We start from the raw sequence: 15,938 nt of genomic DNA on the forward strand, positions 1-15,938 counted from the left end.
AACTTTGGTTCCCTCCGATTGGAAAAAAATTGGACTTTCGTCAATTTTTTCTCGGATGGCCGATTTGGATTGCTGCTCATATCCATCCAATCGGAATTCAAAGCATGCCTAAAGAAATAGCACAGCAAACAAATTCAATTACTTAAACTGAACAGACGAAAGAAAATTGCCAAAATTTTACCGTTTGATAAATTTTTGAACCTGAGTTACGATTCCCTCACTAGTCGTTACCAATAAAGAGGGAACTTCAATGGAACGCCTGGAAACTGGGATTCGTGCCGGCCGGCTTTCGTCCGCCGAGTACGAGGCTAATTTTTCCGATCTTCATCCGCGCCTCGACAGTCACGAAGCGCTGGTTGCCGCCGACCGCTGTTATTTCTGCTATGACGCGCCGTGCATGACGGCCTGTCCCACCTCCATCGACATTGCGCTCTTCATCCGCCAGATCTCGACCGGAAATCCGATCGGCTCCGCGAAGACCATCTTCGACCAGAACATCCTAGGCGGCATGTGCGCCCGCGTCTGTCCCACCGAAGAGCTCTGCGAACAGGCCTGCGTGCGCAACACCGCCGAAGAGCGCCCCGTCGAGATCGGCCGCCTGCAGCGTTATGCAACGGATGCGGCGATGGCTGCCGACAAGCAGTTCTACCGGCGCGCGGAACCGACCGGCAAGAAGATCGCCGTCGTCGGCGCCGGCCCTGCCGGTCTCGCCGCCGCCCATCGCCTTGCCGTCAAGGGCAATGATGTCGTCATCTATGATGCCAAGCCGAAATCCGGCGGCCTCAACGAATATGGCATCGCCACCTACAAGACAGTCGACGACTTCGCCCAGAAGGAAGTCGATTACGTCCTGTCGATCGGCGGCATCGAGGTGAAACATGATCAGCAGCTCGGCCGCGACTTCTCGCTCGCCGACCTGCAGAGCCAGTACGATGCCGTCTTCCTCGGCCTCGGCCTTGCCGGCGTCAACGCATTGCGCGTCGATAACGAAACCCTGCCCGGCGTCGATGACGCGGTCGATTTCATCGCTGAGCTTCGTCAGGCCAGGAACAAGGGTGACATCGCCATCGGCCGCCGCGTCGTCGTCCTCGGCGGCGGCATGACCGCAATCGACGCCGCCGTGCAGGCAAAGCTCCTTGGCGCGGAAGAAGTGACGATCTGCTACCGCCGCGGCAAGGAACATATGAACGCCTCGGAATTCGAGCAGGATCTCGCCACTTCCAAGGGCGTCATCATTCGCCATTGGCTGGCGCCGAAATCCATCCTGTCGCAGGATGGAAAGGTGGCCGCGATCGAGGTCGAATATACCGCCCTCGTCGATGGTCGCTTGACCGGCACCGGCGAGACCGGCGTCATCACCGCAGACCATATCCTGAAAGCCATCGGCCAGACCTTCGAAGCCTCCAGCCTCGGGGCGCTGCGCATGGAATCCGGCCGTATCGCAGTTGACCCGGAAGGCCGCACATCGCTCGAAGGTGTCTGGGCCGGCGGCGACTGCGTGTGCGGCGGCGAAGACCTCACCGTATCTGCCGTCGCCCACGGCCGCGACGCGGCCGAATCCATTCACCGCACCCTGACTGCCGCAGCCGCTCCGGCTGTCGCTGTCGCCTGAAGGGGAGAATGAACAATGGCTGATCTCCGCAATAATTTCGTCGGCATCAAGTCTCCGAACCCCTTCTGGCTCGCCTCCGCACCGCCGACCGACAAGGCCTACAATGTCGAGCGCGCCTTCAAGGCCGGCTGGGGCGGCGTCGTCTGGAAGACGCTGGGCGAGGAAGGCCCGCCTGTCGTCAACGTCAACGGCCCGCGCTACGGCGCGATCTGGGGTGCCGACCGCCGCCTGCTCGGCCTGAACAATATCGAGCTCATCACCGACCGCGACCTGCAGACCAACCTGCGCGAAATGAAGCAGGTGAAGATGAACTGGCCGGATCGCGCCTTGATCGCATCGATCATGGTTCCCTGCGAGGAACAGGCCTGGAAGGCGATCCTGCCGCTGGTCGAAGAAACCGGTGCAGACGGCATCGAGCTTAACTTCGGCTGTCCGCACGGCATGTCCGAGCGCGGCATGGGCTCGGCCGTCGGTCAGGTGCCTGAATATATCGAAATGGTCGTGCGCTGGTGCAAGCAGTACACGCGCATGCCCGTCATCACCAAGCTGACGCCCAATATCACCGATATCCGCCGCCCTGCCCGCGCCGCCAAGGCCGGCGGCACGGATGCCGTCTCGCTGATCAATACGATCAACTCGATCGTCTCGGTCGATCTCGACAACTTCGCCCCCAACCCGACCGTCGGCGGCAAGGGCAGCCACGGCGGCTATTGCGGCCCGGCCGTCAAGCCGATCGCGCTCAACATGGTCGCCGAGATCGCCCGCGATCCGGAAACCTACGGCCTTCCGATCTCGGGCATCGGCGGCATCACCACGTGGCGCGACGCAGCCGAATTCCTGGTGCTCGGCGCCGGCAACGTGCAGGTCTGCACAGCTGCCATGACCTACGGCTTCAAGATCGTGCAGGAAATGATCACGGGCCTCTCGGACTGGATGGATGAAAAGGGCCACAAGACCCTCGACGACATTACCGGCCGCGCCGTCCAGAACGTCACCGACTGGCAGTATTTGAACCTCAACTACATCGCCAAGGCGAAGATCGATCAAGACGCCTGCATCCAGTGCGGCCGCTGCTACATCGCCTGCGAGGACACCTCGCACCAGGCGATCACCAACTTCGTCGATGGCGTCCGCCATTTCGAGGTGATGGACGAGGAATGCGTCGGCTGCAATCTCTGCGTCAGCGTCTGCCCGGTCGAAAACTGCATCACCATGGAAGAGCTCCCGGCAGGCGCCCTCGACAAGCGCACCGGCAAGGTGGTCGATCCGAATTACGCCAACTGGACCACCCACCCGAACAACCCGATGGCCCGCCAGGCCGCGGAATAACCATCCGCTCGATGTATATAAGATCGACGCCCTCCTGGAGGGCGTCGATTGCTTTTAAGACCTAGGCATATTGCCTGCTGTCAAAGCTTGAAGGCCTTGACCTCGTTGCCACGCTCGATCGTGCGGTTGGCAATGAAGCGTCCGGCTTTCGCCGCCTCCTGCTTTTCCGCTTCGATATCCCGCAGCATTGCCTGCAGGCGCCGGATTGCCAGCGCCTTGTTGCGATGCTGAGAGCGCTCGTCCCGGGCCGTCACAACGAGACCGCTCGGGCGATGCAAGGCGCGAACAGCGCTGTCCGTCGTGTTCTGGTGCTGCCCGCCGGGCCCGCCTGCCCGCAACGTCTCGAACTGCAGGTCGGCAGGATCGATCGTCACCGCAACACCCTCAGCCGGAAGATCGATGCGCCGCACGGCCACATACCAGTTTTGCCGCTTGTGGCCGGGGCGGACCCCACTCTTGAAGGTGAAGCGGATCGTACCGCAATAGCCTGTTGCAATCCGCTCTGCCGCTTCGCCCTCGATAGTGACGACCGCCGACTTCGCACCATGATGATCCGGCATAGGCCCGAGGTTGACATGGACGACGCACCCTTGCTGTTTCGCCTCGTCTTCAAGGATGCGCAGAAGCGCGGAGACGGCGATCCGGCACTCGACCGGACCGTTGCCCGATGTGATCAGGAGATCAATAGCGCTCACGGCTACGCCCTCCTTCCCGACGGTACTCCGACTTGCGGCGACGCTGCTCGACCTCGGCTTCGTCAACTGCCTTTTTAAAGGTGACGAGCGGCCGGAAGCTGGCAGCGACGCTCACCAGCTTTTCGTTTTCGAGATCGGCAACAACCTGCCCCGCATCCTTGTAGGCGGACGCCGCCTCTTCGACGACGAGAGCCCGGTCATCGCAAATGGCGATGCCGCCCCAGACATTGCGCAGCAGCTGCTCACGCTCGGACCTGTTACGGCCCGCCCGCCCATGCATGCTGGCCCGGTCATATTTGCGACCGGCCCCATGCGATATGCCGCCGAGCGAACGGGATACATCCGCGGTCGGGCAAACCACATAGCTGAGGCTCGCACGCGATCCGGCGATAGGCGCGAGTTCCCCCGGCGTGACCGCCGCAGCCCCCTTGTAGTGCACGAAATCACGTCCGGAAGACCGGACGAGATTGTGCGGCACATCGGCAACGAGGCGCAGATCCGCACGCAATGCGGCTGCTGCCCGTGCTGCGATCAGTCGACGGTTCAGCGATGCCCAGACAACGCACTGGTCATGACTTGCAAGCCACGTGACAGCATCTTGTGAACCCGGCAGGAGCCCGGCCGCAAGATCGGGATGAGCACTGACAGCCTCGGAAAAGACTGCAGCACCGAGGGAACGCGAGCCGGAATGGACAAGCAGGTAGAGAGCCTGACCATCCAGAGCAGCGGAAGCACCGCCATCGCCAAGCGTATCGATGGCCTGCAGCTCGCAAAAATGGTTGCCGCCGCCAATCGTACCGAGTGCATCCGGCGCCAGGGAGGCAGGCAGGAGCGCCTCCTCCAGCAAGACAGCGGCATCGCCGATCTCCTCAGCCTCAAGCTGGCGAAGCCGTTCCGCCGCCTTATCGATCTTCAGTTTGCGCAGCGGCAGATCGACCTGGAAAAGCGACATGCCGCAGCCAATATCATTGCCGATAAGCAGCGGAAGCAGCCGGTCGGACGCCAATGCGACACCGGTTGCGCCATATTTGCCGGGATGCAAATCCGGAAAGGCAGCGATCTGCGAAACGCCCGGAAGACGGGACATTTCGCCAAGTTGATCTAGCGCCGCGCCTTCGATCCAGGTGCGGCCGGAAAAGAAATGATGGATGAGCGCAGGCGCATTGGCCTGCGTCGTCGGGGAGCTTCCGCCCCCGATGGAATTGCCCATGATAATGAACTCTGGATATGAATGGTCTTTCATCGCGCAGACGGCGATGGTCAACCGGCATGCGTCAGCCCAGAGGCTGAGTTACGCCGAAACCCTCTCGGGGCGTGCTGAGATTTTTGTCATCGTGCGCTCCCTTTCCAGAAACAAATGATGCCGCCCCTTTAAGCGAAGCAAAAAACAAATGCAAGCCTGGGACGTATTAATTGCCGAACGACTTCCGATAAGTGCTCGGGCTGGTGCCAAGCCGCCGGCGGAAATGGTGGCGCATGGTTGCAAGCGTCCCGAAGCCGCTGGCAAGCGCGATATCGTCGAGCGACACCGCAAGCTCTCTCTCGAGAAGATCGCGGGCATGCCGCAACCGCTCCTTCAGCAGCCATTCGCCGACGCTGTCGCCCGTCGCCGCCTCGAAGCGGCGCTGGAAGGTGCGCATGCTCATCCCGGCCTTGTCGGCAAGCAGGCTGATGGGCTGGTCTTCGGACAACCGCTCGCGCATCCACTCGATCAGCGGCCCGAGGCGAATGCCCTCGCGCTCTTCCGGCACGGGAGCGGCGATGAACTGCGCCTGCCCGCCTTCGCGATGCGGCGGAACGACGAGGCGTCGCGCCACGCTGTTGGCGGCGTCGGGGCCGAAATCGCCGCGCACCACATGCAGGCAGAGATCGATGCCCGCCGCACTGCCGGCCGCCGTCAGGATGCTGCCCTCGTCCATGTACAGCACATCGGCATCGAGAGCGATGTCGGGGTAGCGCTCGGCAATCGAAGCGACATAGCGCCAGTGCGTCGTCGCCCGCCGTCCGGCCAGCAGGCCGGATGCCGCGAGCACGGCGACACCCGAGCAGAGCGACATGACACGTGCGCCCCGCTCGTGCGCTGCCCGCAAGGCTGATGTCAGCGGCTCCGGCACCGGCGCATCGATCGCCCGCCATCCCGGCGCGATGATGAGATCTGCCTCATCGAGCAGTTCCAGCCCGTGATCGACAGCAACCGTCAGACCGCCGGCAGCGCGCAACGGACCCGGCTCGATGCCGGCGACGGAGAAGCGATACCAGCCCTCGCCCATCTCCGGCCGCGAGAGGCCGAAAACCTCGTAGGCGATGCCGAATTCGAAGGTGCAGAGCCCGTCATAGGCGAGCGCCACGACATGTGGTCCCTGTGTTCGATGGAGATCCGATTTTGGCATGATCTTTACGCTGTCAGTCACAATGGCCAATTTCGCCAATCCGTAGCATCGGCAATGATCGGCTGCAACAGCAACCAGGAAAGGACAAGACCTATGCCAAGCCCCGTCTCCGATATCCCTGCCGCTTCTCCCGAAGCCGCCGCCGATCATTTCGCCGGCAAGCTCGCCTTCGAGACCGATTGCTCCGACGTGAACGCCGCTTTCGCCTCGGGCAAGGTCGATTTCGTGCTGCTCGATGTGCGCTCGCCCGCGCTCTTTGCGCAGTCGCATGTGCCGGGCGCCCTCAATCTGCCGCATGGCAAGATGACCGCACACCGCATGTCGGAATGGCCCTCCGATACGCTCTTCGTGGTCTATTGCGCCGGCCCGCATTGCAACGGCGCCGACAAGGCCGCCCTGCGCCTCTCCCGTCTCGGCCTCTCCGTCAAGCTGATGATCGGCGGGCTGACCGGCTGGGCCGATGAAGGTCTCGCCTTTGAAGGCGAGGCAAGCGCCGCCGCCTGATCCGGGATCCCCGCGGCGAAGGATAATTTCATCCGTCACCGGACATGCTTCTCGTGCCGGTGACGGATGACACCATAGACAACCAGTCATGGAAGACAGATCCGGATAAATCGGATTGCCAAGCGCGCCGAAATCCATGTTTTTCTATAGGTTTCTCTGGAAATAAGCAGCGGCTGCCGTATATCGCTAGTCTCGTCGACCCTATCCGGCCGGCATACTATGCGACATTACTTGGAACACGGTCAGCATGTCACTTCGCAGTGCCCTTCGTGCACAAACAGCAGATTGCCATGCCGGGGTGGACGCCCTCTTCGGCAATTTCAGCCTCTCCGATATCAGGACCTATAAAGCCTTCTTGCGCGCCCATGCCCGCGTGGTTCCGTCCGTCGAAGCCGCCCTGGAGCAGGCCGGTATCGTGCAGCTGCTGCCGGATTGGCCGGAGCGACGGCGCGCGCACCTTCTTCTTGCCGACATGGCCGAACTCCAGGAGCCTCCGCCTCCGATTCTTGCCAAGCCCGATCTACGCGGCGAGGCCGCGCTCTGGGGCGCGGTCTATGTGCTGGAAGGATCGAAGCTTGGCGGCGCCATGCTGGCAAAGGCCGTGCCTGATGACCTGCCGAGCAGCTACCTCAGCCCGCACGGTCCGAAGGGCTCGATGCGCGCGTTTATGGAACGTCTTGATACCAGCGGCATTGACGATATGGCAGCCGCGGTTGCGGCTGCGCGCGGCGTTTTCGATCTCTTTCTGAAGGCTGCGCAACTCGAACTGGAAGCTGTTTGATGAGCAATGCGACCGGACCTGTCGATCTGACCAACTGCGACCGCGAGCCGATCCATCAACTCGGTTCCGTCCAGCCCTTCGGTTTTCTGCTTGCGGTATCCTCCGACTGGATCGTCACTCGGGCCTCGGCAAATCTCGCCGAATTCCTGGGCATAACTCACAGCGAAGCCGCGGGCCGGCCCGTGTCGTCGATCATTGTGCCCGAAGCTCTCCACGCCCTCCGCAACAAGCTCGCAACCCTGCGCGGCCCCGACACCGTCGAACGCATTTTCGGCATTGCCCTGACATCAGACCCTCAGCGTTTCGACGTCGCAGTGCATGTGAGTCACGGCCAGGTCATCATCGAAGGCGAACGCTGCAACGAAGGCCAATCCAGCGCCCCGTCGCTCTCCATCCGCAGCATGATGTCGCGTCTTGACCAAACGGAAACGCTGGAAGCCTTTTTTCGCGAAGGCGCACGGCAGGCCCGCGCCCTCACCGGTTTCGACCGTGTCATGGTCTACCGGTTTGATGACAGCGGTTCCGGTGAGGTCGTGGCGGAGGCTGCCCGGCCGGGCATCGGCTCGTTCCTCGGCCTGCACTATCCTGCCTCGGATATTCCTGTGCAGGCGCGCGCGCTCTATCTGCGCAATCTGTTCCGCATCATTGCCGACATCAACGCGACACCGGTGCCGATCCTGCCTGAACTCGACGAACATGGCCGGCCGCTCGATCTCTCCATGTCCGTGCTGCGTTCGGTGTCGCCCATCCATATCGAATATCTCGCCAATATGGGCGTCGGCGCCTCACTCTCGATCTCCATCGTCGTCGATGGCAAGCTCTGGGGCCTGTTTGCCTGCCATCATTACAGTGAACGCCTGCCTTCGGCCGAAAGCCGCTCCACTGCCGAACTCTTCGGCCAGATGTTCGCATCCCGCCTCGAAAGCCGCGAGCGACGCCTGGCGCTTGACTACGAGACCAAGGCACGTCGCATCGCCGACCGGCTCCTGACGTCCGTTGCCGACAATGCAAGCCTGCTCGACGATCCGACCTGGCTGATCGATGCCCTGGCGGACGCCATTCCCGCTGATGGTATCGGCGTCTGGATCAATGGACGGCTGGCGATTGCCGGCCTCGGTCCGGACGAGAAGAGCTTTGCCGCTCTCATCCGCCACCTCAATCGCAATGCCGCCGGCCGGGTCTATGCAGTGGACCGGCTTGCGGAGACCTATCCTGATGTCGAAATCGATGATGCCGTGGCGGGCATGCTCGCCATTCCGATCTCCCGTTCGCCGCGCGACTATGTCGTGTTGTTTCGTCAGGAGATCGTGCGCACCGTCCGCTGGGCCGGCGATCCGCACAAGCCGGTGGAATATGGCCCGAACGGTCCGCGGCTTACCCCGCGCAAGAGTTTCGAGGCCTGGTCCGAGCTGGTACGCGGCCGCTCCCTGCCCTTCACCGAAGCCGAGCGTCGCGTGGCAGAAACGATCCGCGTGACCCTGATCGAGGTGGTTCTGCGCCTGACGGACGAAGCGAGCATGGCGCGCCAGCTCGCCAACGAGCGGCAGGAACTGCTGATCGCCGAGCTGAACCATCGTGTCCGCAATATTCTGGGCCTCATCGGCGGTCTGATCCGACAATCGCAATCATCGGCCATCAGCCTGCCAGATTACGTCCGGCAGCTCGAAGGCCGCGTCCAGTCGCTCTCCAGAGCCCACGACCAGATCACCCGCGACCACTGGGCGCCGGCTTCGCTGCGGCAGCTGCTGCTGGCCGAAGCCGCCGCCTATCTCGGCAAGAACGCCGAGCGTATCAGGATGACCGGCGAAGACGTGCTGCTGGAGCCGCAGGCCTTTTCGACGACGGCGCTTGTCTTCCACGAGCTGGTTACCAACAGCGCGAAATATGGAAGCCTGTCGGGATCCGGCTTTGTCGATCTCGGCTGGCTGAGGGATGAAGAAGGCAATCTCAATATAGGCTGGCGGGAAAGGAATGGCCCTCCGGTCACCGAGCCCAAGCGTCAGGGCTTCGGCTCTACGATCATTCGCCGCTCCATCCCCTACGATCTCGGCGGCAAGGCTGAGATCCGCTACATCAAGGAAGGGCTGGAAGCCGATTTCTCGATCCCCGCGAGGTATGTTGAAACAGTCAGCTCGGCAGACGAACACCCCGTTTCTGCGCCTGTCGAAACCGCGGCAGGCAAGGTCGTTGCTTCAGACAAGGAACCGCTCGCTGGTCTCAATGTGCTGCTGGTCGAGAATAACCTCATCATCGCCATGGATGGCGAAGACATTCTGCGCCGTCTGGGCGCGGAAGTCGCAACAGCGCCAAGCGTTGCCGATGCGATGGAATTCCTCGCCGGCCAGTCCTTCGATCTGGCACTTCTCGATGTCAATCTCGGTGACGAAACCAGTTTCGCGATTGCCGACCGGCTGGCCGCCAACAACGTGCCCTTCGTCTTCGCGACAGGTTACGGCGAGGGTATAGCGCAGGCCCACAGCCATTCGGATGCGCCGATCCTGCAGAAGCCCTACACGATCGAGGGAGTGACGGACATTCTTGTCCGCATTTCGCTTCCGGCCAAGCTCTGAAGAAATTCGAACAAACGCGTAACCGTTAGACCGCCGATCGGCGGCTCAGTCCGGCCGCAACCCGCTTATGAAGAGCTGCTCCAGGAAACGCGCTGCATCCTCGAAGCGCCCGTCGCCGGAATGCGCTTCGCCGAGCACGGCGCGAACCTGCACATCGAAATCAGCATAGTGCTGCGTCGTCGACCAGATCGAGAAAATGAGGTGATAAGGGTCGCAACGGGCGATCTTACCGCTTTTGATCCAAGTGCGGATGACCGCCGCCTTTTCGTCGACCAGCTCTTTTAGCGGCCCTTTCAGCATATCGAGAACATGCGGCGCACCCTGCAGCATCTCGTTGGCGAAGAGTCGGCTTTCCCTGGGGAAATCGCGCGCCATTTCAAGCTTGCGACGGATATAGCTGCGGATCTCCGATTCCGGATTGCCTTCCGCATCGAAGGCCCTGAGCGGCTCCAGCCAGTTGAAGAGCACCCGGTCGATCAGCGCCCGGTGCATCGCTTCCTTGGTGCGGAAATAGTAGAGCAGGTTCGGCTTCGACATGCCGGCCACTTCGGCGATCTGGTCTATCGTCGAGCCACGAAAGCCGCTGACCGAAAACACATCGAGCGCCGCTTCCAGGATTTGCTCTTCCTTTTCTTCCTGGATCCGTGTCCGCCGAAGTGTCTTCGCCGCTCTCGGTATGGCCATCCGCTCTTTTCCCCTTGAAATTCAACTTCTTCGCTCAAGATTCGAAGAACGGCCCTCCTGCCGCTTTAAAAGGCAACTGCCCGTATTTTTTGCCGGTATTTTCTAGCTGTTTTTCGTGATTTTCGTCTTGAGCGCGGCGATGGAAGTTGTAATGTTTACCAATCGGTCAAATTATCTGCCAGATAAAAAACAAAGGCAACTGGCGATTTTCCGGCGCTGAACAGAACAAAAAGCAGCAGCTGGATTTGACCACGGGAACATGGCGGGCATGTACTTTGCATGACTGCCGCAAAACAGGTGAGGACTTTCAATCATGGTGGCAGCGCCAGGCGAAAACATGCGCGTCAACGGGGACCGTCTCTGGGACAGTCTCATGGACATGGCGAAAATTGGCCCGGGAATTGCCGGCGGCAACAACCGCCAGACGCTGACGGATTCGGACGCCGAGGGCCGTAGCCTCTTCCGCAAGTGGTGCGAAGACGCCGGCATGACGCTTGGCGTCGACAAGATGGGCACGATGTTTGCGACCCGCCCTGGCACCGATCCGAACGCTCTCCCCGTTTATGTCGGCTCGCATCTCGATACGCAGCCGACCGGCGGCAAATATGACGGTGTCCTCGGTGTGCTCGGCGCGCTTGAAATCATCAGGACAATGAACGATCTCGGCATCAAGACGAAGCACCCTATCGTCGTTACCAACTGGACCAATGAGGAAGGTGCGCGCTTTGCGCCTGCCATGCTGGCCTCCGGCGTCTTTGCCGGCGCGCACAGCCTGGATTTCGCCTATAACCGCAAGGATCCCGAAGGAAATCTCTTCGGCGACGAACTGAAACGCATCGGCTGGGTCGGTGACGAGGAAGTCGGCGCCCGCAAGATGCACGCCTATTTCGAATATCACATCGAGCAGGGCCCGATCCTCGAAGCCGAAGACAAGCAGATCGGCGTCGTCACCCACTGTCAGGGCCTGTGGTGGCTGGAATTCACGCTGACCGGCAAGGAAGCCCATACCGGTTCGACGCCGATGAACATGCGCGTCAATGCCGGCCTTGCCATGTCGCGCATCCTGGAAATGGTGCAGGGTGTCGCCATGGGCGAACAGCCGGGGGCCGTCGGCGGCGTCGGCCAGGTCTTCTTCTCGCCGAATTCCCGCAACGTGCTGCCGGGCAAGGTGGTCTTCACCGTCGATATCCGCTCGCCCGACAAGGCCAAGCTCGACCGCATGCGGGCAAAGATCGAGGCCGAGGCGCCCAAGATCTGCAATGCGCTGGGCGTCGGCTGTTCCGTCGAGGCGATCGGCCATTTCGAGCCGGTCACCTTCGACGAAAAGCTCGTCACCTCGGTCCGCTCCGCCGCCGAACGCCTCGGCTACTCCCACATGAACATCATCTCCGGCGCTGGCCACGACGCCTGCTGGGCCGCCAAGGTCGCACCCGCCACCATGGTCATGTGCCCATGTGTGGGTGGTCTTTCGCATAACGAGGCTGAGGAGATTTCCAAGGAATGGGCAACGGCTGGCGCCGATGTGCTGTTCCATGCTGTGGTAGAGACGGCGGAGATTGTCGAGTGATGGCGTCAGACTTGCCAACGACTTATCTCGACTATGCCGATGCCTTTAAGTTCGGAATTCAGCGAACTACCGACGATCTCGCATGGGCCACCGCCAATGCGACGCCAATGACTGAAGGACCGTGGGGCGACGTCCCCAGTGTGGAGGTCTTCTACATTGGCATCGATGCAGCAGGCAAGCGGATCAGCCTTCCGCAAATATCGAGCTTTTGGCGATATAAACCTTCGGGGGTTCAACTGGCCAACTCAGATGACCACGACCCAAATGCACCCCTTCAAACCTATTATGTCTATGGACCTGGACCCCGTGTCGTTCGCATCGAACTCGGCCCTTCCATGCCCGGGATACTGATCAAACGTCCCCAGGGCAGCCACCCCGTACAGTCGACTGGGCTGATCGACGGCAAGGATTTCTACTTTCGCGAAAGCTACGGTTTCTGGTCATTGTCAGTCGGCGGCGCTGATGTCGTTGACCAACCCGACTGGTATTACGAGGAAGAGCATGACGCGCACGATGAACTGAGTGAAGATGCAGTTTACCGCCTCATCACCAAAGGCGCAGCGCTCCTGCGAAGTGGCACGCCCACGATGGCAGTCGAGCAGTAACAGCTAGGAAAAGGAGCAGCAGCCATGACCACAGTCATCAAGAACGGCACCATCGTCACGGCCGACCTCACCTACAAGGCGGATGTGAAGATCGACGGCGGCAAGATCGTCGAGATCGGCCCGAACCTTTCCGGCAACGAAGTGCTTGATGCCACAGGCTGTTTCATCATGCCCGGCGGCATCGACCCGCATACCCATCTCGAAATGCCCTTCATGGGCACCTATTCCTCGGACGATTTCGAGAGCGGCACGCGCGCGGCGCTTTCCGGCGGCACGACCATGGTCGTCGATTTCGCCCTTCCCTCGCCCGGCCAGTCGCTGCTCGAAGCGCTGACCATGTGGGACAACAAGTCCACCCGCGCCAATTGCGACTATTCCTTCCACATGGCGATCACATGGTGGGGCGAGCAGGTCTTCAACGAGATGAAGACCATCGTTCAGGACAAGGGCATCAACACCTTCAAGCATTTCATGGCCTACAAGGGCGCGCTGATGGTGAACGACGACGAGATGTTCGCCTCCTTCCAGCGCTGCGCCGAGCTTGGCGCCCTGCCGCTCGTCCATGCCGAAAACGGCGATGTCGTCGCCTCGCTGTCGGCCAAGCTGCTCTCGGAAGGCAATAATGGCCCGGAGGCGCATGCCTATTCGCGCCCTGCCGAAGTCGAGGGCGAAGCCACCAACCGTGCTATCATGATCGCCGACATGGCCGGCTGCCCCGTCTATATCGTCCACACCTCCTGCGAACAGGCGCATGAAGCGATCCGCCGCGCCCGCCAGAAGGGCATTCGCGCCTATGGCGAGCCGCTGATCCAGCACCTGACGCTCGACGAGACCGAATATTTCGACAAGGACTGGGATCATGCCGCCCGCCGCGTCATGTCCCCGCCCTTCCGCAACAAGCAGCATCAGGACAGCCTCTGGGCGGGCCTCGCCTCCGGCTCGCTGCAGGTTGTGGCGACTGATCACTGCGCCTTCACCACGGCGCAGAAGCGCTTCGGCGTCGGTGATTTCACCAAGATCCCGAACGGCACCGGCGGCCTCGAAGACCGCATGCCGATGCTTTGGACCTATGGCGTCAATACCGGCCGTCTGACGATGAATGAATTCGTCGCCGTCACCTCGACCAACATCGCCAAGATCCTCAACATTTACCCGAAGAAGGGCGCCATCCTCGTCGGCGCCGATGCCGATCTGGTTGTCTGGGATCCGAAGCGCTCCAAAACCATTTCGTCGAAGCGCCAGCAATCTGCGATCGATTACAACGTCTTCGAGGGCAAGGAAGTCACCGGCCTGCCGCGTTACACGCTGACACGCGGCGTCGTGGCGATCGAGGAAGACACCATCAAGACGCGCTCGGGCCACGGTGAATTCGTCAAGCGCGAGCCGGTTACCGCGGTCAGCAAGGCGCTGTCGACCTGGAAGGAGATCACGGCTCCGCGCAAGGTCGAGCGTACGGGCATCCCGGCAAGCGGGGTATGATATTGATGCGCGGCCATCTGCTTCTGACAATCGTCTGCCTGGCCGCTCTTTCCACTGCGGCAAATGCCGATAAGCTGCCCATCAAGGGCAGCTACGGCAACAAGGATGGCTGCGCCTATGCCAAGACCGGCGAAAGCACCGGCTCCGACAACTTTTTCCTGCTGACATCGGAGGCCATCACCACGGCTGCGTCCTATTGCGAGGTCAAGAAGATCTTGAAGGTCAAGGGCAAGAACTTCTCCGCAACCGTTGCCTGCCAGGCAGAAGGCGAGGAAAGCAGCTCCGACGATACCGCCAGGATCACGTCTGGCCCGAAAGGCTATACGATCGGGCTTGCCTCGGATGCCAATATCAAGTGGGGGCCGCTGCCGCTATGCAAATAGCCTCACGCAGGCACCAGTTGATCGAGCTCGGGCAGCAGGACGACACTCTCCTGCTCGTTCGGATCGGTGCGCGCAATGATCGCCGTGCACGGCGTACTGCTGAGGTTTGCCGGAAGATGCGGCACGCCGGCCGGAATATAAAAAAGCTCGCCGGCGCGCACGATCACATGGTTTTCAAGCTTGTCGCCGTACCAGGTATGGGCCTCGCCGGAGAGCATGTAGATCGCCGTTTCATGCGCCTCATGCAGATGCGCCTTGGCGCGCACGCCGGGCGGGATCGTCAGAAGATGCATGCAGATGCCCTTCGCGCCCACGGTTTCGGCCGCAATACCCTCGAAATAGCTGAGCCCCTGCTTGCCGTCATAGGTGTGGTTGGGGCGAACAATATGGCAGGTGGGCTCTGATTTTGCGTCCATCCTCATCCTCCAAGGACTGTGCTGCCGGAAAGGCCGGCGGCGATGATATCATGGAAAACCGCGCAGGCGCGGCGAAAACAAGACTGGTTTATTGATGCAAGCACCCTCCGTCGTATCCGCCAAGGATCTCTGTCTCACCTACCAGACGAATGACGGGCCGGTGCATGCGCTGAGCAATGTCAATCTCGATATCCGCAAGGGCGAATTCGTCTCCTTCATCGGTCCCTCCGGCTGCGGCAAGACGACCTTCCTGCGCGTCATCGCCGATCTCGAACGAACCACATCGGGCGAGATCGCCATCAACGGCATGACGCCGGAAGAGGCGCGCAAGGCGCGCGCCTATGGCTACGTCTTCCAGGCGCCGGCGCTATATCCCTGGCGCACGATCGAAAAGAACATCGCCCTGCCTCTGGAGATCATGGGCTATTCGAGGTCCGACCGGAAGAAGCGCATTGCCGATGCGCTCGATCTCGTCGAACTCTCAGGCTTCAACAAGAAATTCCCCTGGCAACTCTCGGGCGGTATGCAGCAGCGCGCCTCGATCGCCCGCGCGCTTGCCTTCGATGCAGATCTGTTGCTGATGGATGAGCCCTTCGGGGCGCTGGACGAAATCGTCCGCGACCACCTGAACGCAGCCCTTCTGAAACTGTGGGCGCGCACCAACAAGACGATCTGCTTCGTCACCCATTCCATTCCGGAGGCGGTCTATCTCTCCACCAAGATCGTGGTCATGTCGCCCCGCCCCGGCCGCGTGACGGACGTGATCGACTCGACCCTGCCAAGCGAGCGTCCGCTCGATATCCGTGAAACCCCGGAATTCCTGGAAATCGCCCATCGTGTGCGCGAAGGGCTGAGGGCGGGGCATAGTTATGAGCAGTAAGGCTTTGCGTTCGGTTGCCGACGGAACAGGGTGGGGCAACCTC

15 protein-coding genes are annotated in these 15,938 nt (G+C 61.2%); 10 read left to right on the forward strand and 5 right to left on the reverse strand.

Features of this window, described 5'->3' with window-relative positions:
- Positions 1 to 250 precede the first annotated feature (250 nt).
- The gene (locus LVY75_27365; protein ID XAZ22496.1) at positions 251 to 1,612 is read left to right on the forward strand and encodes an NAD(P)-dependent oxidoreductase; all 1,362 of its coding nucleotides are present in this window, start codon (positions 251 to 253) and stop codon (positions 1,610 to 1,612) included.
- Positions 1,613 to 1,627: 15 nt separating this feature from the next.
- A complete protein-coding gene (gene preA / locus LVY75_27370; GenBank protein XAZ22497.1) occupies positions 1,628 to 2,941 on the forward strand; it encodes an NAD-dependent dihydropyrimidine dehydrogenase subunit PreA in 1,314 nt (437 codons plus the stop codon).
- Positions 2,942 to 3,021: 80 nt separating this feature from the next.
- Here preA and prfH read toward each other — a convergent pair whose 3' ends face one another.
- The 3 genes from prfH to ftrA form a co-directional block, all read right to left on the reverse strand.
- Positions 3,022 to 3,636, reverse strand: a complete 615-nt coding sequence (gene prfH / locus LVY75_27375; protein ID XAZ22498.1) for a peptide chain release factor H — start codon at positions 3,634 to 3,636, stop codon at positions 3,022 to 3,024.
- A complete protein-coding gene (locus LVY75_27380) occupies positions 3,623 to 4,846 on the reverse strand; it encodes an RNA ligase RtcB family protein (protein XAZ22499.1) in 1,224 nt (407 codons plus the stop codon). The genes prfH and LVY75_27380 overlap by 14 nt, the downstream gene beginning before the upstream one ends.
- Positions 4,847 to 5,045: 199 nt before the next feature.
- On the reverse strand, positions 5,046 to 6,047 hold the full coding sequence (gene ftrA / locus LVY75_27385; GenBank protein ID XAZ25847.1) for a transcriptional regulator FtrA: 1,002 nt from the start codon (positions 6,045 to 6,047) through the stop codon (positions 5,046 to 5,048).
- Positions 6,048 to 6,119: 72 nt separating this feature from the next.
- Between ftrA and LVY75_27390 the strand changes: the two genes are divergently transcribed.
- The 3 genes from LVY75_27390 to LVY75_27400 all read left to right on the forward strand — a co-directional run bounded on the left by LVY75_27390 (position 6,120) and on the right by LVY75_27400 (position 9,881).
- The gene (locus LVY75_27390) at positions 6,120 to 6,530 is read left to right on the forward strand and encodes a rhodanese-like domain-containing protein (GenBank protein ID XAZ22500.1); all 411 of its coding nucleotides are present in this window, start codon (positions 6,120 to 6,122) and stop codon (positions 6,528 to 6,530) included.
- A gap of 247 nt (positions 6,531 to 6,777) precedes the next feature.
- Positions 6,778 to 7,311 (forward strand): biliverdin-producing heme oxygenase, encoded by a 534-nt coding sequence (locus LVY75_27395; protein XAZ22501.1) that lies wholly within the window; start codon positions 6,778 to 6,780, stop codon positions 7,309 to 7,311.
- A complete protein-coding gene (locus LVY75_27400; protein XAZ22502.1) occupies positions 7,311 to 9,881 on the forward strand; it encodes a GAF domain-containing protein in 2,571 nt (856 codons plus the stop codon). The genes LVY75_27395 and LVY75_27400 overlap by 1 nt, the downstream gene beginning before the upstream one ends.
- 45 nt (positions 9,882 to 9,926) lie before the next feature.
- Here the strand turns inward: LVY75_27400 and LVY75_27405 are convergent, their stop codons facing one another.
- A complete protein-coding gene (locus LVY75_27405) occupies positions 9,927 to 10,565 on the reverse strand; it encodes a TetR/AcrR family transcriptional regulator (GenBank protein ID XAZ22503.1) in 639 nt (212 codons plus the stop codon).
- A 313-nt stretch (positions 10,566 to 10,878) separates the two neighbouring features.
- Between LVY75_27405 and LVY75_27410 the strand changes: the two genes are divergently transcribed.
- The 4 genes from LVY75_27410 to LVY75_27425 are packed head-to-tail and all read left to right on the forward strand — an operon-like array spanning position 10,879 to position 14,599.
- The gene (locus tag LVY75_27410; GenBank protein XAZ22504.1) at positions 10,879 to 12,132 is read left to right on the forward strand and encodes a Zn-dependent hydrolase; all 1,254 of its coding nucleotides are present in this window, start codon (positions 10,879 to 10,881) and stop codon (positions 12,130 to 12,132) included.
- Entirely contained in the window at positions 12,129 to 12,737 is a 609-nt protein-coding gene (locus LVY75_27415) for a hypothetical protein (GenBank protein ID XAZ22505.1), read from the forward strand. Before LVY75_27410 ends, LVY75_27415 begins: the two co-directional genes overlap by 4 nt.
- 24 nt (positions 12,738 to 12,761) lie before the next feature.
- Complete coding sequence (gene hydA, locus LVY75_27420; protein XAZ22506.1) at positions 12,762 to 14,216, forward strand: dihydropyrimidinase; 1,455 nt, start codon at positions 12,762 to 12,764, stop codon at positions 14,214 to 14,216.
- A 5-nt stretch (positions 14,217 to 14,221) separates the two neighbouring features.
- Positions 14,222 to 14,599, forward strand: a complete 378-nt coding sequence (locus LVY75_27425; GenBank protein XAZ22507.1) for a hypothetical protein — start codon at positions 14,222 to 14,224, stop codon at positions 14,597 to 14,599.
- Positions 14,600 to 14,601: 2 nt separating this feature from the next.
- Here the strand turns inward: LVY75_27425 and LVY75_27430 are convergent, their stop codons facing one another.
- Entirely contained in the window at positions 14,602 to 15,015 is a 414-nt protein-coding gene (locus LVY75_27430) for a cupin domain-containing protein (protein XAZ22508.1), read from the reverse strand.
- Between the two features lie 94 nt (positions 15,016 to 15,109).
- Between LVY75_27430 and LVY75_27435 the strand changes: the two genes are divergently transcribed.
- The gene (locus LVY75_27435; GenBank protein XAZ22509.1) at positions 15,110 to 15,895 is read left to right on the forward strand and encodes an ABC transporter ATP-binding protein; all 786 of its coding nucleotides are present in this window, start codon (positions 15,110 to 15,112) and stop codon (positions 15,893 to 15,895) included.
- The last annotated feature ends 43 nt before the right edge of the window (positions 15,896 to 15,938 follow it).

It is taken from the genome of Sinorhizobium sp. B11 (assembly GCA_039725955.1).
Lineage (GTDB): Bacteria > Pseudomonadota > Alphaproteobacteria > Rhizobiales > Rhizobiaceae > Rhizobium.

What these genes read in the sequence shown, in the direction of transcription:
- LVY75_27365 (XAZ22496.1), top strand. Translation starts at nt 251, where the DNA reads ATGGAACGCCTGGAAACTGGGATTCGTGCCGGCCGGCTTTCGTCCGCC.
- preA (XAZ22497.1), top strand. Translation starts at nt 1,628, where the DNA reads ATGGCTGATCTCCGCAATAATTTCGTCGGCATCAAGTCTCCGAACCCC.
- LVY75_27380 (XAZ22499.1), bottom strand. Translation starts at nt 4,846, where the DNA reads ATGGGCAATTCCATCGGGGGCGGAAGCTCCCCGACGACGCAGGCCAAT.
- LVY75_27390 (XAZ22500.1), top strand. Translation starts at nt 6,120, where the DNA reads ATGCCAAGCCCCGTCTCCGATATCCCTGCCGCTTCTCCCGAAGCCGCC.
- LVY75_27395 (XAZ22501.1), top strand. Translation starts at nt 6,778, where the DNA reads ATGTCACTTCGCAGTGCCCTTCGTGCACAAACAGCAGATTGCCATGCC.
- LVY75_27400 (XAZ22502.1), top strand. Translation starts at nt 7,311, where the DNA reads ATGAGCAATGCGACCGGACCTGTCGATCTGACCAACTGCGACCGCGAG.
- LVY75_27405 (XAZ22503.1), bottom strand. Translation starts at nt 10,565, where the DNA reads ATGGCCATACCGAGAGCGGCGAAGACACTTCGGCGGACACGGATCCAG.
- LVY75_27410 (XAZ22504.1), top strand. Translation starts at nt 10,879, where the DNA reads ATGGTGGCAGCGCCAGGCGAAAACATGCGCGTCAACGGGGACCGTCTC.
- hydA (XAZ22506.1), top strand. Translation starts at nt 12,762, where the DNA reads ATGACCACAGTCATCAAGAACGGCACCATCGTCACGGCCGACCTCACC.
- LVY75_27425 (XAZ22507.1), top strand. Translation starts at nt 14,222, where the DNA reads ATGCGCGGCCATCTGCTTCTGACAATCGTCTGCCTGGCCGCTCTTTCC.
- LVY75_27430 (XAZ22508.1), bottom strand. Translation starts at nt 15,015, where the DNA reads ATGGACGCAAAATCAGAGCCCACCTGCCATATTGTTCGCCCCAACCAC.
- LVY75_27435 (XAZ22509.1), top strand. Translation starts at nt 15,110, where the DNA reads ATGCAAGCACCCTCCGTCGTATCCGCCAAGGATCTCTGTCTCACCTAC.